This window comes from Aeribacillus composti, from assembly GCF_007827555.1.
Taxonomy (GTDB): Bacteria; Bacillota; Bacilli; order Bacillales; family Aeribacillaceae; genus Aeribacillus; species Aeribacillus composti.
Genome location: NZ_VISS01000008.1, coordinates 88561 through 109991, shown reverse-complemented (window position 1 = coordinate 109991; position 21431 = coordinate 88561). Strand labels below are relative to the sequence as shown.

Here is a 21431-nt window from a genome sequence, read left to right as displayed (position 1 = left end):
ATCTTCGATAAATTCTGGCAGCGGTATGACGTTGTTTTCCCCAACGTTTTAGATCGTCTTCGAGCCATTGATCAATAATGGGCAAGACTCGCTTCGTTTCATCGGAATACTCCTTTCCATGATAGTTTTTCTGCCGATGAATGGTGGTTGGAGCCTCATTCTGTTTTAGATATTTGCTTACGGTATTTCTTGAAATCCCTAATTTTTGAGCAATTTGTCGTTGGGATAGCCCTTCTACCTCATGCAAGAATTTGATATGATGAAATTGAGCCATCTTGATCATCCTTTTTCTCTCCCTCTGATGAAAAGTTTAGGCACTTTCAATCATAAGGGAGGTAATGAAAATTGGAAATCAGGTGGCTCATTTTTTATGTGATCGAACCCTTCAAAAGTGGCTCAATTTTAAATTATCAAATACATTTGTTAGATTTTTTATAAACGTTTCTTAAACGGTGTGCCTCATCAAAAATAATTAAATCCCATTTTACTCGCCTTAATTCACTTGCTTTATTCTTTGCAAAATATAAAGACGTAATAACTACCATATCTTGTTGGTAAAATGGATTCATAATTCCAGTATCTTGCATCTCTTTAAAATTTTTGTTTTCAAGAATAATAGAGGGTATGTAAAATTTCTCCAATAACTCTTGACTCCATTGTTTACGTAACGGTGGAGGTACAATAATTAAAATATTTCTTTTTCTTTCTGCCCATAATTGGCTAATTATAAGACCCGCTTCAATTGTTTTTCCTAATCCAACTTCATCTGCCAATATTGCGCCTCTTTCAAGTGGTGCGCGAAATGCAAATAACGCTGCTTCAACTTGATGTGGATTTAAATCCACTGTTGCATTTATTAATGATTGGTTAAGACGTCCAATTGAAGAAGACGAGTTTTGTTTAGTTAATTCATATGCATAGTATTGGCTATGATAATATGTACTCATTTAACCCCCCATATCCAAAGATCCTAAATAAATATATTTCCGTTGATATCATTAGTTCTATTTTACCATATTACAAAGATGTCTATCTATTTCACTTAATAATTACAAGTCTTTAACAGGAGCTATTTGAACCTCTAAATAATTTACAATTTTTCACAAAAATACCTAAATCCTATTAAAATATCTTCAACTTGTAAGTATAATGTTTCAGAACTAATCAGTTAATCAAGACTTTATTAATCAACTTTTAATTTTTTTTAAAAAAATTCCTTTTTCCTCTTCAAATATGAAAAAACGAAGATACAATGCTTTATGCAAAACGGAAAATACAAAATAACAAAGGAGAGGAATAACCAATGAAATGTGCAGCTTATATTCGAACTGCAAGTAAAAATCATGTAGATGACAATTTAAGAAAACAAACAGAGATGATTAAAGCATTTATTTTGAAAAACAACTGGGAACTTGAATGCATTTATGCTGATGTTGATTCTGGGGTTAATAAAAACAATAATCTGAGCTTAATGATTGAAGATGCCCATCAAGGTAAGTTTGATATCATCATTGCAACAGAGCCATCTAGACTTTTTAGAAATAATGAACTATCTTCTGAAATTAGAAATCTTTGCAAAATGAACAAAACCCATATCGTAACAGTGGATAATCGAATAAATACCATCCAAAATGATGATTGATAATTATTAAGTATGTATAGTTTGTTTTATGAACAAGAAACCGAGATGAGAAGTCAGAAAATTAAAGACGGAAAATGTTATCTAAAAAAACAATTAAATAAGGTAACCCAATAAAAAGCGAGATCCGCAGAGGTTACGTAGCCATAAACAAAGTGCATGGCTATGTAATTCTGCGGATTTTTTATTTATAAAAAATATGAAAAGGGAGAGCGATAAATCATGAATAGATTAGAGAACAATGTTGAGCGAATTTTTGCAGATACTTCGCTCACCTTCATGGATGTTATAAATTCAATTATTGATCATAAAATTGAAGAACTCGTCAATAATGCTAGTAAGGTAAACACTGCTACATCTCAAAAAGACGAGAAGGAGTATGATTCAAAATGAGATGTGCAGTATATGTTCGTGTTTCTACCGATAAAGAAGAACAAAAAGATTCCTTAAAATATCAGCAAGAACTATTTTATAACTATATATCAGAAAAAGGTTAGGATATTTACAACTTTTATATCGACGTTGAAAGCGGGACGACAGCAAAAAGGGAAGAACTTCAAAAACTTATTGAAGATGCTCAGGATAGAAAATTCGATATCATCCTTGCTAAAGAGTTATCACGTCTTGCCCGCAATGGAGAGTTATCCTATAAAATCAAAAACTTATGTGAAAACCAAGGGATTCACATCATTACATTAGATAATGCTATCAATACATTAACAGGTAACACCCATATGTTTGGCCTTTATGCATGGATGTATGAACAAGAATCTCAAAACACGAGTAATCGTGTGAAAGAGACATTAAAAACTCGTGCAAAAAATGGACTTTTTAAAGGTTCGAATCCTCCATATGGTTATGAAGTAAGAGATGGAAAACTGTATATCCGTAATGATGAGACACCAAATATTGTTAGGCGTATTTTTAGAGAATATTTAGAAGGAAATGGAAGACAAAGTATTGCGAGACGTCTGTACAATGAAGGGATTCCAACACCTGCTCAAGTGGCTGGAAAATCAAATGCCGGAGATAAATGGCACGATTCTACAATTAAATGTATCTTAACGAATCCTCATTACGTAGGAGATCTTGTTCAAGGCAGAACAACAACAGTAAGTGTAACGAGTAAAAGGAGGAAAAAAATTCCAAAAGAAGGACAGTTTATTATCGAAAATGCACATGAGCCAATTATATCAAGGGAAATGTTTGATGCTGTCCAAAATCAATTAGAGCAGAGAAGAAAATATATTACGGCACCCAAGATACATCTTTTTACTAATGTCCTCTTTTGTGCCGATTGTGGTACAGGTATGTGGTTCCGAAGCAATCGAGACGGATACATTTGTGGGGCTTATGCGCGTCATGGAAAAAAAGCTTGTACCGCCCACACAATAAAAGAGGATTTTTTAAAAGAAACAATTCTAAATGACATACAATCCTTAATTCATCAAATTGACAAAGAGCAATATATAAAGAAGATGGAGAGAAAATCGAAAAGTACAAAATCGGATTCTCAAAAGAGAATCAATAAGATTACCAAACAGATGGATGTTTTAAAAAATCGAAAAAGGAAATTCATCAACCTGTTAGCTGACGGAATCATTACCAATGAAGAATATCAAGAAAGTATTGAAGCAACGAACAAGGAATTAACTGAATTAATAGAACAGAAAAATAAACTTCTAACATTTATGGAGGGTGAAGATGTAATCGTAACCATTGAAAAGTTAAAAAAGGAACTACTTCAGTTCCTAAATTTTGATGAATTAACAGAAGATATGCTTCACCGTTTAATCAATCGAATCGAAGTAAAAAAAGACGGTACACCAATTATTCATTATCGGTTTGCAACACCAAAAATTGAATAGAGGCAAGAGAAAAACCTTATCTTGCCTCTTTTTTTTATTTTAAAACTATCTGCGACACGCACTCAACGTGCGCCGTATGCGGGAACATGTCGACTGGCTGGACTTCTTTTGTTTCGTAGCCGCCTTGTTCTAGGATGGCAATGTCGCGCGCTAATGTCGCCGGGTTGCAGGAGACGTAGACGACTTTTTTTGGTTTCATTGCTATAATTGTTTGAAGCAGTGAATGATCGCAGCCTTTTCGAGGAGGATCCACGACGATGACGTCTGCGCGAATTCCTTGTGCATGCCATTTGGGCATGATCTCCTCTGCTTGACCGACGGCAAATTCAACGTTCTCGATGCCGTTTAGTTTTGCATTTCGTTTGGCATCTTCAATGGCATCGGGCACAATTTCCACGCCGTACACTTTTTTAGCTTTTTGCGCAAGGAAGAGTGAAATCGTTCCGATCCCGCAATAGGCGTCGATGACCGTTTCTTCTCCGGTAAGTTCGGCGTATTCTAACACTTTTTCGTAAAGCACCTTCGTCTGTTCAGGGTTCACTTGGTAAAAAGAGCGTGCGGAAATGGCAAACTTAATTGATCCGATATAATCATATATATATTCCAAACCCGAAAGCAGCTTTGTTTCTTCGCCAAATATGACGTTTGTCCGTTTCGGGTTTATGTTTTGGACAATCGATCGAATGTTTGGAAATTTAGCGGTAATTTCAGCTAAAATTTTCTTTTTATGTGGAAAATCAGCTGTTCGGGTAACGAAAACAAGCATCGCTTGCTTTGTTTGATACCCGTAGCGGACAACGATATGGCGCAGCCATCCTTGATGGGTTTGTTCGTTGTAAGCCCGGATGTGATAGCGGTTCAATATCGCTTTAACTTCTCGGACAATTCGATCGTTTTCCGTCTGCTGAATGAGACATCTCTCCATATCGATAATTTCGTGCGTTCTTTGCTGATAAAAGCCTGCAATCAGGGCGCCTTCCCGCTCCCCGATTGGAACCTGTGCTTTATTTCGATAATTCCAAGGATCGCTCATTCCGATCGTTGGATGAACCGTGACTTTTTCTACATCCACTTTTCCGATGCGGGCAAGCGTTTCTTTTACTATTTTTTGCTTATGGCGCAGTTGGCCGTCATAGCTTACATGCTGAAGCTGGCAGCCTCCGCATTGTTTGTATATAGGACAAGGCGCATCTGCCCGATCGGGGCTTGTTTCCGATAATTTCATGAGACGTCCGTATCCATAGCCTTTTTTTACTTTGACAACTTTGACTGTTCCCTTTTCTCCAGGCAAAGCATTCGGGACAAATAAAGGAAAGCCGTTGATTTTGGCTACTCCTGCCCCGTCATGTGTTAAATCTTCAAACAATACATCGTAATAATCATTTTTCTTCACTGGTGCTTCCATGTTGTTTTCTTCCTTTTTGATCAGAATGGACTGAAAAAATTGTATCACAACCGTAAAAATGACCCAAGTGATTTTATTATTGTCATAATAGGAAATACTATTGTAATGAAAATATAAAAGGGCGGCACGTAACATTGGTTGATGAAAAAGCGTCTATATTAGCTGAAGGAGTGAATTTACATGGATCAAAGTTTTAAAGAGTCACTCATCGAACAGCTTATTGCCAACGGTGTTTACAAAGGGGAAGATGGACAACAATTATATGAATTGAACGTCATTGAGTTGTTAAAACTTGTCAATAAAATTGAAAGCGATCATTACCATTATGGAAAATAAAAATTTCGTTTTTCCAGCTTGAAAGCAAGGCTGTAAAAACAGCTGCACCTTTCTTTCATTACATTTTGTTTAACAAGCTGCCTGCAAAGCTTTTGCAGTGTTTTTTTTAAGCAAAATGTTGCAGACAAGTCATATAAATCGTTGAAATTAGCGCGGGGAGCCGCATTTCATCTATTCAAAAACGGTAAAGAGCAGCCTATTCGCTGCTCTTTTCAATTGGCGCGTTTTTTTCTGCTTTTTCTTTCGACATGATGATCTCAATATATTGATACAGGTTTTCAAATTCAGCAGGCAGGAGTCCTCCGTATTCGCCGTCCAAGTTTAACTGCATTTTGTCTTCTGTCTTTACTTTTATCCGATTGGCTTTTGTATAAATTACATTTTCACTGTGAATATGCTCGCCTTTTAATGCCAAGCTGGCAAGGCGAATAAACTCCGCGAGGCTGACTTTTTTCAAAATCAGTAAATCAAACATGCCATCATTTAAAATTGAGTCTGGAGCCAACTTTTCAAACCCTCCGACCGAATTTGTCAAGCTGATTAAAAACAGCATGATCTCTCCTTGAAACAGCTTGCCATCATATTCAATTTCCACCTCTGTCGGATGGATGGAAGGGAGCATTTCAATGCCCTTTAAATAATAAGCAAGCTGTCCTAAAACGGTCTTTAATTTGCTTGGAACGTCATAAGTAAGCTCTGTTAATTTTCCGCCGCCGGCAATATTAATAAAATATTGGTTATTCACTTTTCCAATGTCTATTTTCCTTTTTACGCCGTTCAGCAGCGTATCGACTGCGTGCAAAATATTGTCGCGGGGAATGCCGATTGCACGGGCAAAATCGTTTGTAGTTCCGACGGGGATGATTCCGAGCGTCGGACGATTTTCCATGACTGCGAGCCCGTTCACAACTTCGTTCACCGTACCGTCTCCACCCGCAGCGATAATGAGGTCAAACCCGCGTTCAGCAGCCTGTTTCGCTGCGTTTGTCGCATCTCCTTCACCGGTAGTAGCATGGCACGATGTTTCATAGCCGGCCTCTTCAAATTTAGCAAGAACTTCAGGGAGCTGTTTTTTGAAAGCCTCTCGACCAGATGTGGGGTTATAAATGATTCTTGCGCGTTTCATTCACATCATCCTATACTATCCATTTCTATTGTAAAAATAGAATCATTAATAGATTATTCCTTTTTGCCAAAACAAACAAGTTTTTTCTATCATTTGTGTTCATTTATACTACTTTTGTCAATAAACGTTTATTCTATTTTTATTTTGATAAAACTGTTCGCCATTTAAACACTTTTTTCAAATTCCAGCTTCAAAAATTCACGGATGGGTTTTATTTCCATTTTACTATAAATAAAACACCCAGCTGCTAAGCTGAGCGTCTATTAAAATTATCGTTTCTTTATTTCTTGTAATAACAATTTGTTTACTAATTGCGGGTTGGCTTGCCCCTTCGTTTTTTTCATAATTTGACCGACTAGAAAGCCAATCGCTTTATCTTTTCCGTTTTTAAAGTCGATAACCGATTGCTCATTTTCATCCAATGTTTCGATTACAAGCTTTAAGATGGCACCTTCATCAGAAATTTGAACAAGCCCTTTTTCTTTCACGATTTTTTCAGGGTCTCCACCTTTTTCAATCAGCTCTTTGAACACTTTTTTCGCGATTTTGGAGGAGATGGTTCCATTTTCGATCAGCTTGATCATTCCTGCAAGACTTTCCGGGGTGAGCGCCACTTCAGACAACTCTTTTTGCTCTGCATTTAAATATGCTGATACTTCTCCCATCAGCCAGTTAGAAGCTTGTTTCGCATCAGCTCCGGCTTTAACTGTTGCTTCAAAGAAATCAGACATTTCTTTCGTCATTGTCAGCACTTTAGCATCATACGCTGGGAGTCCAAGCTCTTCAACATATCGTTTTTGGCGCGCATCCGGCAGCTCCGGAATCGATGACCGGACTCTTTCTTTCCACTCATCATCAATGTAAAGAGTGACTAAATCAGGTTCAGGAAAATAACGATAATCGTCTGATCCTTCTTTAACGCGCATTAAAATCGTTTTCCCTGTAGCCTCATCAAAACGGCGTGTTTCTTGTTGAATGACGCCGCCGGATAAAAGCACTTCCGCCTGACGTTTTTCTTCATATTCGAGCCCTTTGCGCACAAAGTTAAATGAGTTTAAGTTTTTCAATTCTGTTTTTGTGCCAAATTCTTTTTGTCCGATCGGGCGGAGCGAAATGTTTGCGTCGCAGCGAAGAGATCCTTCTTCCATTTTACAGTCGGATACGCCAGTATATTGAATAATCGATTTTAATTTTTCCAAATATGCATAGGCTTCTTCAGGTGAGCGGATGTCCGGCTCTGATACAATTTCAATCAGCGGTGTTCCTTGACGGTTAAAGTCTACAAGAGAATAGCCGTCGCCAGTATGCGTCAATTTGCCAGCATCCTCTTCTAAATGAAGGCGCGTAATGCCGATTTTCTTTTTCTTTCCGTTCACTTCAATTTCAATCCAGCCGTTTTGACCGATTGGCTGATCATATTGGGAAATTTGATATGCTTTCGGGTTGTCCGGATAAAAATAGTTTTTCCGGTCAAACTTTGTATAAGTAGCCACTTCGCAGTTCAATGCCATCGCAGCTTTCATTGCGAATTCAACGGCTTCTTTATTTAAAACGGGCAAAACTCCCGGGTATCCGAGGTCAATGACCGTTGTGTTTGTATTTGGTTCAGCACCGAAAGCGTTTGGTGCACTGGAAAAGATTTTCGATTTCGTTTTCAATTCCACATGTACTTCAAGTCCGATGACCGTTTCAAAGTTCATTAGTTCTCACCCCTTACAGTTCCGGTTTTTGTTTATGGAAGTCTGTTGCTTGTTCGTATGCATGGGCAACGCGATAAACGGTGCTCTCGTCAAAATGCTTGCCGATGATTTGCAATCCCAGCGGCAAGCCGTTGGCAAATCCGCAAGGTACGGAAATAGCAGGAACTCCGGCAAGGTTCACATTGATTGTTAAAATATCGTTCGCATACATCGTGAGTGGATCGTCAATTTTTTCGCCGATTTTAAATGCTGGAGTCGGGGTTGTCGGTCCGATGATGACGTCATATTTTTCAAAAACGTCTTCAAAATCTTTTTTAATAAGCGTGCGCACTTGCTGCGCTTTTTTGTAATAAGCATCATAATATCCAGAGCTTAATGCAAATGTACCGAGCATAATGCGGCGTTTCACCTCATTTCCAAAGCCTTCCGCGCGTGTTTGTTTATACATATCGATCAAGGTTTCAGCGTTGTCGGAGCGATAGCCGTAGCGGACTCCGTCAAAACGGGCGAGATTCGCAGATGCTTCGGATGAGGCAAGCAAATAATATGTAGCAATACCGTATTTGGAATGCGGCAAAGATACTTCTTCCCATTCTGCGCCCAATCCTTCGAGTACTTTTAAAGCAGCCAGTACGGCCTCGCGCGACTCACGGCTTACCCCTTCACCTAAATACTCTTTCGGAACCGCAATTTTCAGCCCTTTAATATCTCCAGTTAAAGCGGATATATAATCAGGAACTTCCACATTTGCACTTGTGGAATCCATTGGATCAAGACCTGAAATGACTTGAAGAAGGTAAGCGTTGTCTTCAACAGTTCTTGTTATCGGTCCGATTTGATCTAATGAAGACGCGAATGCGACTAATCCGAAACGGGAGACTCGTCCATATGTAGGCTTCAAGCCAACAACCCCGCAGAATGCTGCCGGCTGGCGAATCGAGCCGCCTGTATCAGAGCCTAGTGCAAACGGAACTTCTCCTGCGCTGACAGCCGCTGCGCTGCCGCCGCTGGAACCGCCTGGAACCGCTTCTAAATTCCATGGGTTTTTCGTCTTTTTAAATGCGGACGTTTCAGTGGATGATCCCATCGCAAACTCATCCATGTTTAATTTGCCGATCGTAATCGCTTCAGCTTCTTCTAGCTTGCGCATAACTGTTGCATCATAAATTGGGTCAAAGTTTTCAAGAATTTTGCTTGCACAGGTTGTGCGTAAATCCTTTGTCACAATGTTATCTTTAATTCCTATCGGCATCCCAAACAATAAACCGTATGTATCTTTTTTTCCTATTTCATTATCCAGTTGTTTTGCTTTTTCTCGGGCTCGTTCTTCATCGAGGGTTAAGAAAGCTTCTACCTTTCCGTCGACTTCTTGAATGCGCTTGTAAGACTCGTCGACAAGATCGGAGACGGAAATTTCTTTTCGGTGCAGCATTTGTTTTAATTCAGATATTTTATGATCAAACAGAGCCATGTTCGCTTCGTCCTCCTTACTCAAGAATGGCTGGTACGCGGAATTGTCCGTCTTTTTGGTCAGGAGCATTTTTCAACGCAACTTCCCGTGGAAGACCCGGCTCAGGTTGATCTTCGCGCATGACATTTTTCATATCCAAAACGTGGGAAGTTGGTTGAACGTTCTCCGTATCCAATTCATTTAACTGCTCAGCAAACGTTATAATCGCGTCAAGCTGATTGGTAAACATCTCTGCTTCCTCTTCCGTAATTGCCAAGCGGGCAAGATGAGCAACATGTTTTACTTGTTCTTTCGAAATGCGTGACATCCCAATTCACCTCCACTTTTTCGAACACACTGCAATACTCTGATAATATCAAATTTTAGCCAGATAAAGCAACACCCCCGAAATGTTGAAACAATATTGCACGAAGGCAGGCTGAAAAAAGCCCCTCTTACAGAAGATTTTCTTTTCACATGTAATTTTCAAAACGTCGAAGGACTTCAACCAAAAATTCAAATATAGGTACATTCGTCCAAACGTTTTATTCATTCGTGAATATAAAAATATTGTACGGTACATTATTCGGAGGTGAAAAACATGAGTTTTGGATTCGGTTCTTGTCAAGGCTACGGTTACGGAGGATATGACGGCGGATTCGGGTACGGTGGTGGATTCGGACACGGCGGCGGATTTGCCCTTATAGTAGTATTGTTCATTTTGTTGATCATTGTCGGTACTGCTTTTGTAAAGTGGTAAACACCGTTTAACCAAATGCCAGCCAAAAAACGATCAATATAAAGGTGATTTCAAAATCCCCCCTTTTTGAAATCACCTGTTTTTTTATTGAAAAACATGAACTGTCGGTTTGTCCTGCCCTGGCTCTCTAACGATGAGCGCTTCCGGACCTCTTGAAGAGTTGATGGTCACTTCCAGAGAAATATAGTCTTTGTAATATTCCACAACTTTCCCAGTTAAAAATTGCGTAAAGGCTATGACCTCTGTTTTTCCGTAAAACTGAACCGGTATTTCTATTTTCATTTGCTTCATTTCACCGTCTTGATAAAAAGCCTTCCCAATGACGCCTGTGTAGTTAGGGAAAAAGTCTTCAATATCTCCTTTTAAACGTTTAAATGTGTTGGCATCATCCGGTTTTTTCTTTGTTCCCTCTTCAGATGGGAAAAAGTAATACTCTTCGTTAATATTTTCCCACTTTCCGATATTTTCGCTTCCGCCATCAACGATTGTTCTTGCAAAAAAGTGCCCTGGAACAATCGAAGATTTAGGCGCTTGTTCGTAAAGGGAAACGACAATCGGCACTTTTTCTAATCCTTCTATATCTCGAAGCCTCTTCACAACCACTTGTGCGATTTCCTTCCCTTTCTTTTCAATGGTGGCCTTGTCTATTTTATTTTCTTTTTGGATGCCGTCTTCCGTGCGGTAATAATAAACAGAATTCAAGGCCAAACCGATCGACACTCCGCCAAGCTCAAGTGTTTTTTCATCTTTTTTTACAAGATAATTATGTTCAAGTATATGCGTTACATAAATGGGGCTTTTTTCGGAGCTTTCTGGCGGATTTAAACCTTCATTTTTGAAAGATTTATCCTTCCTTTTCGCTTCCTCCAAATCTTTTCCTTCCAGCTTGCGGCTAAGCCAGTTTTGGACAGTTTTTTTGTCTAAATATTGTCCTTCTTGAAACACATATTTATCCGTTGGAAACTTGTCGCTGGCCATCCGCATAAGACCAGTTTCAAATTCATCAACATCAAATCTTGTATTGAGATTGCTTGCCACAAGCCCTCGCGCTTCACTCGTTTTAAAAGGCACGAGCATCTTATAATAATCTTCCGAAATTCTGTATTTCGGAATAATTGCTTTTTCTTCCGTTGATTCTTCCGTCTCTTGTACAATTTGCTCCGGTTCTCCAATGTCCTGCGAGCATGCACTGAGCACAGCCATGCACGCTGCCGCTATGATCAAAAGTTTTTTCAAGGTACCTTCCCTCTCCTATTTCCTTAGTTCTTCAAGCAAACGAGACTCATCCCAAACCTCTATGTTTAATTCGCGAGCTTTTGCGAGCTTGCTGCCGGCATCTTCACCAGCGATCACAAGATCTGTTTTTTTGCTCACACTGCCAGTAACTTTTCCGCCTCTTGCTTCAATTTGTTCTTTTGCTTCATTGCGGGACATTTCAGCAAGCTTCCCTGTTAAAACGATTGTCTTACCGGCAAAGTACGAATCCCCTTCATCTGAATTTGTCCGTTTCGGACCTTTATACGTCATATTGACGCCGAACGACTTTAATTCTTCAATCAATTCTTTTACTTCAGGCTGTTCAAAAAAAGTAGCGATGGAATCAGCCATTTTTTCTCCGATTTCTGGTATGTTGATTAATTGTTCTCTTGTCGCGCTTTGCAGCCGCTCCATTGTTTCAAAATGCTCTGCTAAAATCTTGGCGGCTTTTTCGCCGACATAGCGAATGCCTAAACCGAATAAAAGGCGCTCCAGCGAATTTTCCTTCGACCGTTCAATCGCGTGCAACAAATTATCCGTTGATTTTTCACCCATCCGTTCAAGCTGAAGCAATTGGGGTTTTGTTAATTTGTATAAATCCGCTACATCTTGAATCAAGCCTTCTTTAAACAATTGGGTGATGACGCGCTCCCCTAGTCCTTCAATATTCATCGCATTTCGGGAAACAAAATGGATGAGCCCTTCGCGAATTTGCGCCGGACATTTTGGATTAATGCATCTAAGCGCAACTTCTCCTTCCAACCGGACCAGCTCGCTATTGCATTCAGGACAGTGCGAAGGCATCCGAAAATCCTGTTCATTGCCTGTTCTTCTGTCAACAAGAACATTTACAATTTCAGGAATGATGTCCCCGGCTTTTTTCACGACGACGAAGTCTCCAAGCTTAATATCTTTTTCCCGAATCAAATCTTCATTATGAAGGGAAGCTCGTTTGACGGTTGTCCCGGCAACCTTTACAGGCTCTAAGATCGCTGTTGGGGTAATGACGCCGGTGCGTCCGACAGCGAGTTCAATATCCAGCAGCTTCGTCACCACCTCTTCTGCCGGAAACTTATAGGCAATCGCCCATCTCGGGCTTTTCGCAGTTGCCCCGAGCGCTTCCTGCTGACGCAAACTATCAACCTTAATTACAACTCCGTCAATATCATACGGAAGCTGAGAGCGCTTTTCCAACAATTGATCAAGCAGCTCGATCACTTCGTCGATGTTTTTGCATTTTCTGCGTTCACGATTTGTTTTAAAGCCGAGTTCATCAAGCAAGTCCAATGCTTCACTATGAGAAGACACTCCGGTATCGCCAAGCTCTGCTATGTTATAGACGAAAATATCTAAATTTCGTTTCGCGGCAATTTTTGGGTCTAGCTGGCGCAAGGAACCAGCCGCAGCGTTTCTCGGATTGGCAAACGGAACTTCCCCTTTTGCAATGCGCTCCTCATTTAATTTCTCAAATGATGCTTTCGGCATAAATGCTTCCCCGCGCACTTCCATCGATAAATTTTTCTTTAGTCTCAAAGGGATCGAGCGGATCGTTTTTAAATTTTCCGTGATATCTTCCCCCGTCGTGCCGTCTCCTCGTGTTGATCCTTGTACAAACAGGCCGTTTTCATATCGAAGGGAAACCGCAAGCCCGTCAATTTTCAGCTCCACTACATATTCGACATCCCCAACTGCTTGGCGGACTCGCCTGTCAAAGTCACGCAAGTCCTGCTCATTAAAAGCGTTTGCCAAACTTAGCATCGGCACGCGGTGCGCCACTTTTCGGAAAGCATCTAAAACAGCGCCCCCCACCCGCTGGGAGGGAGAATCAGGGGTTTTCAGCTCTGGATATTTTTCTTCAAGTTCTATTAGTTCTCTCATGAGGCGGTCATACTCTGCGTCAGGAACAGACGGATTGTCAAGAACGTGATATTCATAATTATATTGATTCAAAAGCTTGTGCAATTCTTTTACACGGTTTTCTGCCGTACGTTTGTCCATATGTGTCAATTCCTTCCTTCAAATAGTTACTGTACTTTTTCAATTGGTGCAAATTTAGCAAGCAACCGTTTTATGCCGACAGGACTTGGAAATGCCACGTCAAGTTCTTGATCCTCCCCATCGCCTTTCACTCGGACGACAACACCGACACCCCATTTTCCGTGCACGGCTTTATCACCTACTGACCAAGCCTTTACATCTCCTCCCGTTAATTTCGCTCCGATTGTTCTATTTAGTTTCGGCTTTGGAGATTTCTTTTCATTTAAGTCTTCTAAAACCTCTTTCGGCATCTCTTCAATAAAACGAGATTCCGGGTTCATGTTTGTTCTTCCAAAAAGGGTCCTCATTTTCGCATTTGTTACATACAATTCTTCCTCTGCCCGCGTTATCCCGACGTATGCCAGCCGGCGCTCTTCCTCCATTTCCGCCTCTTCCATCAAGGCTCGGCTGTGGGGAAATACACCTTCTTCCATCCCGATCATAAATACAACCGGAAACTCTAAACCTTTTGCCGAATGGATCGTCATCAATAACACGGAATCTTTCTGCTCCGATTGCTCTTCATCAATGCGGTCAATGTCCGCAATCAAGGCCAAATCCGTTAAAAAGGCGACAAGGCTTTTGTCCTCATTTTGTTTTTCAAAGTTTTGAGTTACAGATAAAAATTCATCAATGTTCTCTAAACGACCTTGGGCTTCCAATGTTTTTTCCTGCTTAAGCATCTCCCTGTAGCCGGTTCTGTCAAGAATCTCTTCCACAAGCTCTGTAACGGACACATAGTCTTGCATTTGTGACAGCTGCTGGATCAATTCACGGAATTCCGTCAACACTTTCATAGCACGAGTGCTGACCCCGATATGTTCCATTTCTTCTAAAGCAGCAAACATCGAGATACCTTGCTGGGCTGCATAATTCATTATTTTTTCAACGGTTGATGCACCGATGCCCCGTTTCGGAACATTGATGATTCGCACCAAACTAATATCATCATTCTGGTTTGCCACTAGACGCATGTATGCAAGAATATCCTTGATTTCTTTCCGGTCATAGAACTTTATGCCGCCGACAATTTTATAATCAATATTCGATTTTAACAGCACTTCCTCTATGACACGGGACTGTGCATTTGTACGGTACAATACAGCAATATCGGAAAGTTTTCTTTTGCCCGATTGGACGAGCTCTTGAATTTGCTTGGCGACAAACTGGGCCTCCCCAATTTCGTGATCAGCCCGGTAGTAAATAATTTTTTTCCCCTCAGGGTTTTCCGTCCATAAATTTTTCGGCTTTCTGTTCATATTATTTTTAATGACTTCATTGGCCGCATGCAAAATACGCTTGGTAGAACGATAATTTTGTTCAAGCAAAATCACTTTAGCGTTCGGATAATCTTTTTCAAACGATAAAATGTTTCCGATGTCCGCCCCTCGCCAGCGATAAATCGATTGATCCGAATCGCCGACAACACAAATATTTTGAAAACGGGATGCCAGCATCTTTACAAGCGTGTATTGTGCGCGGTTTGTATCTTGATATTCATCAACATGAATGTATTGAAATTTCCGCTGATAATATTCGAGTACTTCTGGAACACGCTGAAAAAGCAGTATCGTTGACATAATGAGGTCATCAAAATCAAGAGCTTGGTTTTTCAACAATTTTTTTTGGTAGTCGATATAGATATCGCTGACAATTTGCTCCCACACATCTCCTGCTTGACGAGCAAATTCCTCCGGGGAAATGAGATCGTTTTTCGCGCTGCTGATAGTGCCGAGAATGGCTCGAGGATCATATTTTTTAGGATCAATGTTTCGTTCTTTTAAAATCCCTTTGATGACAGACAATTGGTCTGATGTATCCAATATCGTAAAATTGCGATTGACGCCGATCCGGTCAATATCTCGGCGAAGGATTCGCACGCACATCGAGTGAAAAGTGGAAATCCATATTTCCTCAGCGCCAGGGCCAAGCAGTTGTTCAATCCGGTCTTTCATTTCCCTCGCTGCTTTATTTGTGAAGGTAATAGCAAGAATATTCCAAGGTGCTACCCCTTTTTCTGCCATTAAATAAGCGATCCGGTGGGTGAGAACCCTCGTCTTGCCGCTGCCTGCACCCGCCATTATTAAAAGAGGACCTTCCGTATGTTTCGTCGCTTTTTGCTGCTGTTCATTCAAACCTGAGAGGAGCTGCTCAGTCAAAAAATGCATTCAACACTCACCTCATTTTCACTTTCTTTACCCTTTGACAGCGCTGACGGTTTCAAGCGCTGCTTGTAAATTTTCATAAATGGCATTCCCGACAACGATGATATCAGCGTGCTCGGCCATTTCTTTTGCTTGCGCAGCATTTTGAATGCCGCCCCCATAAATAAGCCTAGTATTCGTTAAAACCGATTTCGCTGCTTTTACTGCTTCAACATTGCCGTACGTTCCGCTATATTCTAAATAAAAGAGCGGAAGATGAAACATGTTCTCCGCCATTCTCGCATACGCTTTAATATCATCCAAATTAAGCTCCGTCTTTGCTTCGGTCAATTTTGCCGCTTTGCACTCTCCATTTAAAATGCAATAACCTTCCATTAAAATATCATTCCAGTTCATAATGTCACCAAACTCTTTCATTGCTTGGTGATGCAGCTCCGTAATCCATGTAGTATTTCGGCTGTTTAAAACCGTCGGAATAAAATACAAATCAAATCCTGGAACAATCGATTCTAAATTCGATACTTCCAGCACGCATGGAACGAGAAAACGCCGCACCCGCGAAAGCAAAGAAAGAACATTATCTTCCGTTACATTGTCGCTTCCTCCAATGATAACAGCGTCCGTTTTTGATTCACAAATTTTTTCAAGCAGTTCATCGGAAATGGCTTTATCCGGATCGAGCTTAAACACATGTCTCCACTCGTTCACATCATACATACATAATCCTCCATTTCATATACCATTTCATTATTATATCAAATTATAATAGGACAAAAAAATGGTGAATCAATGAAAGTCTGTAGATGTTTAGAAAGAGTTTTTTTAATATGAGAGGGGGTTTTTTTAAGCTATGTTGAAGAAGCCTTTCAGAGTTTTAAAAGTTCTAAACTAAAAAAGAGCTGCTGATTTCACCCAGCAGCCCAAATTTATGACGAAGCGTTGTCATCTTTAATTCTTTCAAGCGCCATTGCATAAGCATCATTTCCGTAATTCAAGCACCGCTTTACCCGGGAGATTGTCGCTGTCGATGCACCTGTTTCTGTTTCAATTTTATGATACGTATAGCCTTCCTGAAGCATTCTTGCAACTTCAAACCGTTGGGCAAGCGATTGGATTTCATTGACAGTGCAAAGGTCATCAAAAAAACGGTAGCATTCCTCCAAATCTCTTAAAGAAAGGATAGCCCGGAACAATTGGTCTAACTCTCTCCCCCGCAGCTTGTCAATTTGCATGCATCATTCTCCTTTCTCAGCTGAATTTTGAAAAGCCTTATCCAAATCTGGCACGATATTGATCCAAGTATGGCCGGGAACTAATTTTACTTGTTCTTCATTTTCATAAGGAAGGATGCGTCCGTTCACATTTTTCCAATCGACCCTTTTCATCATACCTTTTTGCAAAAGAATTCCCTCGCCCCCAGAGTTTAAATCAATCGTTCTGCGACCGTAATCATCAAGAAAACGATGATCCGTTTGGACAATAAAAATATTGTCTAAAAGAACAGGTTCTTCCGTTTCGCGATCGACTGTCAGTTCGTCCCCGGAATACCGCTTATACCGGCCTAGCTGCTGATCGAATACATATTTAATGCGCCATTCCGGTTTAGAACCATAGGAAACAACAGCTTCTAACATTTCTTCTCCAGAAATGCCGCTTATTTCTTCATCTGAAAGAAAAGGCAACGGGGCAACTTCCTTTGTCATTGAATACCCGTTTTCTTTTGCTCCTTTTACGACATTTTCAAAAGAAATATACGAGTTATGAGGAGCTTTCCGGGTTGAATCCCGCCAAAACAGCGTACCATCATAAAACAGACCGTTTAAATAGTCTAGGTGCTCTGACTCCAGCATTTCTTTAGCAGTGGGACTCCAGCCGTGACTGATATAAATTGCTTCATACCCTTTACTCAAATCGACAAAATATTCCCGCGCACTTCTGACTGGACCGATAATTTTTGGTTTCTCGCTTTGATAAATGGCTAAAAAGCGCGTGATCGTGCCTTCAGCTAAAGCCTCGTAAACAATATCCGCTTTATTTAATCCTGATTGAGGCCTCGCTTTCGGATGGTTGTTAATCGTGACAGCAATTGGGCGGCTGTCAATGCTTCCGGTCGCAGCATTTCCTGTCAAAGGGCTTACGGCTGTTTCTTTTTCAACTGGCTGATTTTCAGATGATGACGGTTCGTCATTTGTTTTCTCTTTTTCTTTTTCATTTGTGCAAGCTGTTATAAAGACAAAGAAAAGCATCGTAAATAAAATCAATGTTCTTTTCATTCATTCACAACCTTAACTAATTTATCCCTTTTATATTTTAACGTATTATTGTCGGAAAGAGTATTGTTTTTTTCATAACATCATAAATTCCTTCCTGTGTAACCCGGATATATGGTAAATGTGTGCAGGATAAAAAGAGCAGGCTGTGAATCGGGTCTAAAAATTTATAGCCCTTTTCTCGCATAATTTGGACTAAATCATTTTCCTCCTTAATGAGATCTTTAAATTTTTTCGATGACGCAGCGCCGTTAATGTTAAGAGGCATTTCAAAAATCACTTGGCCATTTTCCGTTATTACTATTCCCCCGCCGATTTCTTTCAATCTGGAAAATGCATGCATCATATCTTGTTTGTTTTTCCCTATCAACACCACATCTCCAGTCGTTGAATAAGTGCTTGCAAAGCCTTTTATCCCCTTTGCGAAGCCTTTTAACATTGTATTGATCCGCCATTTCCCTTTTTTATCGATGACAGCGAGGAAGCTTTCGTCATGATCTAGCGGAAGTTCATCAACGAAGTTGTCAATAGTGATGGAATACGGCTCAATAATAACCGTGTTTCTCATTTTTAATCCCATCGGCATAGAAAATTGAAGATCATCCATTGTCAAATCCCAATCAAGTTCAAGCGGTGCAACTTCATATTTGTTCCAGTCTGCTTGAGGGAAATGATCAAACACCTGACCGTCCTTATGAATCCATTTCCCTTTCGCCAAAACAGCCACTGGGTTCGGGTTATTTTTCGCTTCCAGAAAATTTATGGAGGCTAACCTGCCAGGACCGATTACTCCCAATTTTGAATCAAGCATATAATATCTAGCAACATTGTACGTTGCCATTTTATAAGCCTCAAACTCTGGAATTCCGGCCTCCAGCGCTATTTGAATGGTCTGATTAATCATTCCATTTTCATAAAAAGCAGGCGTTGAACCATCCGTTGTAAAAAACATTTCGTCAAAACGATTAACTCCAAATGCAAGCAGCTCTTCCAACAATTTCGGCAAATCCGGCCGTATTGAAGAATAGCGGAGCGGCACGCTGTATCCGCATAACAATCGATTATATACTTCTTCTCCGCTAATAGATTCGTGATCGGAATCGACACCAAATAATTTCATTTTTGTCAATGTTTTTCGAGAAGCCCCTGGAAAATGGCCTTCTACACGCTTCCCGACCTTTTTTGTCTCATGAATCCAGTGTAAAAACAAGTCATCCCCTAAAAGAAGCTTTGGCCAGCCTGTCAATTCTCCTCCTTGAATAACGGCTGGATGCTCGATCCATTGTTTTACGACATCTGGCGGAATGAGTTGATCTTCTTCTCTGCATTCCGTTTGCAAGTCATAGCGGGCCCACCAAAAAAACTGAACTGGAGAAGATTGCATATCTTCAACAAAAGAAAACGCTTTCTTTTTTGGGAATTGTAATAGCAAAAATAGGTTATCGCATATTAGTGTTGTAGTTCCCGTTTGCGATACATGTTGTGCAAGCGAATGAGGATTATATAATTGAAACGGATGGGCGTGCGGTTCAATATAGCCAGGAACTAAATAAAGTCCTTTGCAATCAAATATTTCCGTATTTGCTGTTTTTTCCGGCTCTTCATTGCCGACATAAATAATGCGGTCTTTATAAATCCAAATATTTGACTTCACCCACTGGTTTAAATATGGATGTAAAAATACTGCATTTTTCAACCACAAGGTTGGTGCTAATCTATTTGAAACGACATCTATATGTTCACGAATTTCATGGGCTTTCCAAAAAGCACCAGATCGCATGATCTGCTCAGTCCTCCTCAATTAAAAGTAATCACTCAAAATAGTGACTCTGTTACTTTATATATTAACATATGAAAAATATTAAAGCACTAAAGTTTCTTACAAAATTTTGAACTTGGGATAACGGTGCAGAGGCTTTCTTGATTGATCGTTTCCTAATAGAAGAAACGCTGGTTTATTTTTAATAATGAGCGGTCAAAATAGGAAGTTGTTTAAGAAGAAGCTATGTCAAAAATGCCGATTACATTCCTTTATAAAAAGAAAAGGACAGGAACAACCTCCTGTCCCATTGGAAAGGTTTATAAAATATGTGGTAGATATGTCTTTTATTTATTAGTATTCATCGGTTCGGAATATTGAAAGCCAAATTCGTTATAGTGCGCGATAGCCGATGTCTTTACGATAAAACAAACCTTCCGTCTCAAGCTCTTTTAATTGCTTGTACACTTTTTCTTGCGCATTTTTTAAATTATCTCCAAATGACGCCACAAGGTATACACGACCCCCGTCTGTTACAAATTGGCCGCCTTCCTCTTTTGTTCCGGCATGGAATAAAAGGGCATCCGCACCAACCTTTAACAAACCGATCGGTGTTCCTTTCTTATAGCTGCTCGGATAGCCTTCCGCCGCCACAACGACTCCCAACACCGCTTGATCTGTCCATTCAAGTTCAACCGGTTCTCCTTTTAACACTTTCAACATCACATCGATAAGGTCTGATTTTAGCCGAGGAAGAACTACCTGTGTTTCTGGATCTCCAAAACGCGCATTGAATTCAATCACCTTCGGACCGTCTTTTGTCAGCATGAGGCCGGCATAAAGAATACCGGTAAATGCCGCTCCTTCATTTTTCAAAGCTTTCGCTACCGGCTTTAAAATTTTCTCTACAGACTCTTGAACAACATCATCAGAAATTTGCGGGACAGGAGAATAAGCCCCCATTCCACCTGTATTCGGTCCTTTGTCCCCGTCAAAGGCCCGCTTATGATCCTGCGCAATGACCATCGGGTAAATGTTTTCTCCGTTTACGAAAGCCATAAGGGAAAACTCTTCACCTGTCAAAAATTCTTCAATTACAACGGATTTTCCTGCTTCTCCGAGCTTATTTTCATTTAAATAGCCGGACAGCCCGTCAATTGCTTCTTCATTTGTCATCGCAACAACGACACCTTTTCCCGCCGCAAGCCCATCCGCTTTAATCACAATCGGGGCGCCTTTTTCTTCTACATATTGCTTCGCTTTGGCAAAATCAGAGAACGTTTCATAATTGGCAGTCGGAATGTTATATTTTTTCATTAAATTTTTTGCAAATGATTTGCTTCCTTCAATAATTGCCGCTTCTTTCCTCGGTCCGAATACAGTTAATCCAGCGTCTTCAAATTCGTTGACAATACCGTTCATTAAAGGAATTTCAGGACCAACAATGGTTAAATCAATGTTGTTTGTTTTGGCAAATTGGATCAATTCGTCTGTTTGTTCTTCTGAAATCGGAACTCTTATTGCAACGTCTTTCATACCATCATTGCCAGGCGCGACATACACTTTTTCAACGAGAGGGCTTTTGGCCGCCTTCCAAGCGATCGCATGCTCACGGCCCCCTTTTCCAATAACAAGTACTTTCATCATCAGTCATCCCCT

General features: G+C 40.3%; 20 protein-coding genes. 5 read left to right on the top strand and 15 right to left on the bottom strand.

From position 1 onward, the window contains the following. Window positions 1-283: helix-turn-helix domain-containing protein (locus FB379_RS06240; RefSeq protein WP_144597469.1), on the bottom strand; the 283-nt coding region annotated here is incomplete at its 3' end. A gap of 127 nt (window positions 284-410) precedes the next feature. After that, window positions 411-947 (bottom strand): SNF2-related protein, encoded by a 537-nt coding sequence (locus FB379_RS06230; protein WP_242009300.1) that lies wholly within the window; start codon window positions 945-947, stop codon window positions 411-413. A 356-nt stretch (window positions 948-1303) separates the two neighbouring features. On the opposite strand from FB379_RS06230, the gene FB379_RS06225 reads away from it, so the two are divergent. From FB379_RS06225 to FB379_RS06220, 3 genes are all read left to right on the top strand, one after another. Continuing rightward, entirely contained in the window at window positions 1304-1642 is a 339-nt protein-coding gene (locus FB379_RS06225) for a recombinase family protein (RefSeq protein ID WP_144597467.1), read from the top strand. Between the two features lie 219 nt (window positions 1643-1861). Next, window positions 1862-2032, top strand: a complete 171-nt coding sequence (locus tag FB379_RS18565) for a hypothetical protein (protein WP_199757328.1) — start codon at window positions 1862-1864, stop codon at window positions 2030-2032. Window positions 2033-2139: 107 nt separating this feature from the next. Further along, on the top strand, window positions 2140-3507 hold the full coding sequence (locus tag FB379_RS06220) for a recombinase family protein (RefSeq protein ID WP_338420490.1): 1368 nt from the start codon (window positions 2140-2142) through the stop codon (window positions 3505-3507). A 34-nt stretch (window positions 3508-3541) separates the two neighbouring features. Here FB379_RS06220 and rlmD read toward each other — a convergent pair whose 3' ends face one another. After that, a complete protein-coding gene (rlmD, locus tag FB379_RS06215) occupies window positions 3542-4912 on the bottom strand; it encodes a 23S rRNA (uracil(1939)-C(5))-methyltransferase RlmD (protein WP_144597465.1) in 1371 nt (456 codons plus the stop codon). Window positions 4913-5092: 180 nt separating this feature from the next. On the opposite strand from rlmD, the gene FB379_RS06210 reads away from it, so the two are divergent. Further along, window positions 5093-5248, top strand: coding sequence for a Fur-regulated basic protein FbpA (locus FB379_RS06210; protein WP_082829588.1), 156 nt, complete (start codon window positions 5093-5095; stop codon window positions 5246-5248). Between the two features lie 196 nt (window positions 5249-5444). On the opposite strand, the gene FB379_RS06205 is transcribed toward FB379_RS06210, so the two are convergent. From FB379_RS06205 to gatC, 4 genes are all read right to left on the bottom strand, one after another. Continuing rightward, on the bottom strand, window positions 5445-6374 hold the full coding sequence (locus FB379_RS06205) for a diacylglycerol kinase (protein ID WP_063388805.1): 930 nt from the start codon (window positions 6372-6374) through the stop codon (window positions 5445-5447). A gap of 269 nt (window positions 6375-6643) precedes the next feature. Continuing rightward, window positions 6644-8074, bottom strand: coding sequence for an Asp-tRNA(Asn)/Glu-tRNA(Gln) amidotransferase subunit GatB (gene gatB / locus FB379_RS06200; RefSeq protein ID WP_144597463.1), 1431 nt, complete (start codon window positions 8072-8074; stop codon window positions 6644-6646). 13 nt (window positions 8075-8087) lie between these two features. Then, window positions 8088-9545 carry an Asp-tRNA(Asn)/Glu-tRNA(Gln) amidotransferase subunit GatA gene (gene gatA, locus FB379_RS06195; protein WP_094244375.1) on the bottom strand — a complete coding sequence of 486 codons (1458 nt, stop codon included), beginning with the start codon at window positions 9543-9545 and terminating at the stop codon, window positions 8088-8090. A gap of 16 nt (window positions 9546-9561) precedes the next feature. Then, window positions 9562-9852, bottom strand: a complete 291-nt coding sequence (gatC, locus tag FB379_RS06190; RefSeq protein WP_063388808.1) for an Asp-tRNA(Asn)/Glu-tRNA(Gln) amidotransferase subunit GatC — start codon at window positions 9850-9852, stop codon at window positions 9562-9564. 273 nt (window positions 9853-10125) lie between these two features. Between gatC and FB379_RS06185 the strand changes: the two genes are divergently transcribed. Further along, on the top strand, window positions 10126-10284 hold the full coding sequence (locus FB379_RS06185; RefSeq protein WP_082829587.1) for a YjcZ family sporulation protein: 159 nt from the start codon (window positions 10126-10128) through the stop codon (window positions 10282-10284). Between the two features lie 84 nt (window positions 10285-10368). Here FB379_RS06185 and FB379_RS06180 read toward each other — a convergent pair whose 3' ends face one another. The 8 genes from FB379_RS06180 to purD all read right to left on the bottom strand — a co-directional run bounded on the left by FB379_RS06180 (window position 10369) and on the right by purD (window position 21416). Next, window positions 10369-11520, bottom strand: a complete 1152-nt coding sequence (locus FB379_RS06180; RefSeq protein WP_063388809.1) for a CamS family sex pheromone protein — start codon at window positions 11518-11520, stop codon at window positions 10369-10371. Window positions 11521-11535: 15 nt separating this feature from the next. Next, on the bottom strand, window positions 11536-13539 hold the full coding sequence (ligA, locus tag FB379_RS06175) for an NAD-dependent DNA ligase LigA (RefSeq protein ID WP_066250775.1): 2004 nt from the start codon (window positions 13537-13539) through the stop codon (window positions 11536-11538). Between the two features lie 26 nt (window positions 13540-13565). Then, the gene (gene pcrA / locus FB379_RS06170) at window positions 13566-15746 is read right to left on the bottom strand and encodes a DNA helicase PcrA (protein WP_144597461.1); all 2181 of its coding nucleotides are present in this window, start codon (window positions 15744-15746) and stop codon (window positions 13566-13568) included. A gap of 27 nt (window positions 15747-15773) precedes the next feature. Beyond that, window positions 15774-16460 carry a heptaprenylglyceryl phosphate synthase gene (gene pcrB / locus FB379_RS06165; protein ID WP_144597458.1) on the bottom strand — a complete coding sequence of 229 codons (687 nt, stop codon included), beginning with the start codon at window positions 16458-16460 and terminating at the stop codon, window positions 15774-15776. 209 nt (window positions 16461-16669) lie between these two features. After that, a complete protein-coding gene (locus tag FB379_RS06160) occupies window positions 16670-16975 on the bottom strand; it encodes a YerC/YecD family TrpR-related protein (RefSeq protein WP_063388817.1) in 306 nt (101 codons plus the stop codon). Window positions 16976-16978: 3 nt separating this feature from the next. Further along, window positions 16979-18016 (bottom strand): DUF3048 domain-containing protein, encoded by a 1038-nt coding sequence (locus FB379_RS06155; RefSeq protein ID WP_066250766.1) that lies wholly within the window; start codon window positions 18014-18016, stop codon window positions 16979-16981. 37 nt (window positions 18017-18053) lie between these two features. After that, window positions 18054-19793, bottom strand: coding sequence for an adenine deaminase C-terminal domain-containing protein (locus FB379_RS06150; RefSeq protein WP_144597456.1), 1740 nt, complete (start codon window positions 19791-19793; stop codon window positions 18054-18056). A gap of 372 nt (window positions 19794-20165) precedes the next feature. Beyond that, on the bottom strand, window positions 20166-21416 hold the full coding sequence (gene purD / locus FB379_RS06145; RefSeq protein ID WP_144597474.1) for a phosphoribosylamine--glycine ligase: 1251 nt from the start codon (window positions 21414-21416) through the stop codon (window positions 20166-20168). Between the last annotated feature and the right edge of the window lie 15 nt (window positions 21417-21431).

What these genes read in the sequence shown, in the direction of transcription:
- FB379_RS06230 (WP_242009300.1), bottom strand. Translation starts at nt 947, where the DNA reads ATGAGTACATATTATCATAGCCAATACTATGCATATGAATTAACTAAA.
- FB379_RS06225 (WP_144597467.1), top strand. Translation starts at nt 1,304, where the DNA reads ATGAAATGTGCAGCTTATATTCGAACTGCAAGTAAAAATCATGTAGAT.
- FB379_RS18565 (WP_199757328.1), top strand. Translation starts at nt 1,862, where the DNA reads ATGAATAGATTAGAGAACAATGTTGAGCGAATTTTTGCAGATACTTCG.
- rlmD (WP_144597465.1), bottom strand. Translation starts at nt 4,912, where the DNA reads ATGGAAGCACCAGTGAAGAAAAATGATTATTACGATGTATTGTTTGAA.
- FB379_RS06210 (WP_082829588.1), top strand. Translation starts at nt 5,093, where the DNA reads ATGGATCAAAGTTTTAAAGAGTCACTCATCGAACAGCTTATTGCCAAC.
- FB379_RS06205 (WP_063388805.1), bottom strand. Translation starts at nt 6,374, where the DNA reads ATGAAACGCGCAAGAATCATTTATAACCCCACATCTGGTCGAGAGGCT.
- gatB (WP_144597463.1), bottom strand. Translation starts at nt 8,074, where the DNA reads ATGAACTTTGAAACGGTCATCGGACTTGAAGTACATGTGGAATTGAAA.
- gatA (WP_094244375.1), bottom strand. Translation starts at nt 9,545, where the DNA reads ATGGCTCTGTTTGATCATAAAATATCTGAATTAAAACAAATGCTGCAC.
- gatC (WP_063388808.1), bottom strand. Translation starts at nt 9,852, where the DNA reads ATGTCACGCATTTCGAAAGAACAAGTAAAACATGTTGCTCATCTTGCC.
- FB379_RS06185 (WP_082829587.1), top strand. Translation starts at nt 10,126, where the DNA reads ATGAGTTTTGGATTCGGTTCTTGTCAAGGCTACGGTTACGGAGGATAT.
- ligA (WP_066250775.1), bottom strand. Translation starts at nt 13,539, where the DNA reads ATGGACAAACGTACGGCAGAAAACCGTGTAAAAGAATTGCACAAGCTT.
- pcrA (WP_144597461.1), bottom strand. Translation starts at nt 15,746, where the DNA reads ATGCATTTTTTGACTGAGCAGCTCCTCTCAGGTTTGAATGAACAGCAG.
- pcrB (WP_144597458.1), bottom strand. Translation starts at nt 16,460, where the DNA reads ATGTATGATGTGAACGAGTGGAGACATGTGTTTAAGCTCGATCCGGAT.
- FB379_RS06160 (WP_063388817.1), bottom strand. Translation starts at nt 16,975, where the DNA reads ATGCAAATTGACAAGCTGCGGGGGAGAGAGTTAGACCAATTGTTCCGG.
- FB379_RS06155 (WP_066250766.1), bottom strand. Translation starts at nt 18,016, where the DNA reads ATGAAAAGAACATTGATTTTATTTACGATGCTTTTCTTTGTCTTTATA.
- FB379_RS06150 (WP_144597456.1), bottom strand. Translation starts at nt 19,793, where the DNA reads ATGCGATCTGGTGCTTTTTGGAAAGCCCATGAAATTCGTGAACATATA.
- purD (WP_144597474.1), bottom strand. Translation starts at nt 21,416, where the DNA reads ATGAAAGTACTTGTTATTGGAAAAGGGGGCCGTGAGCATGCGATCGCT.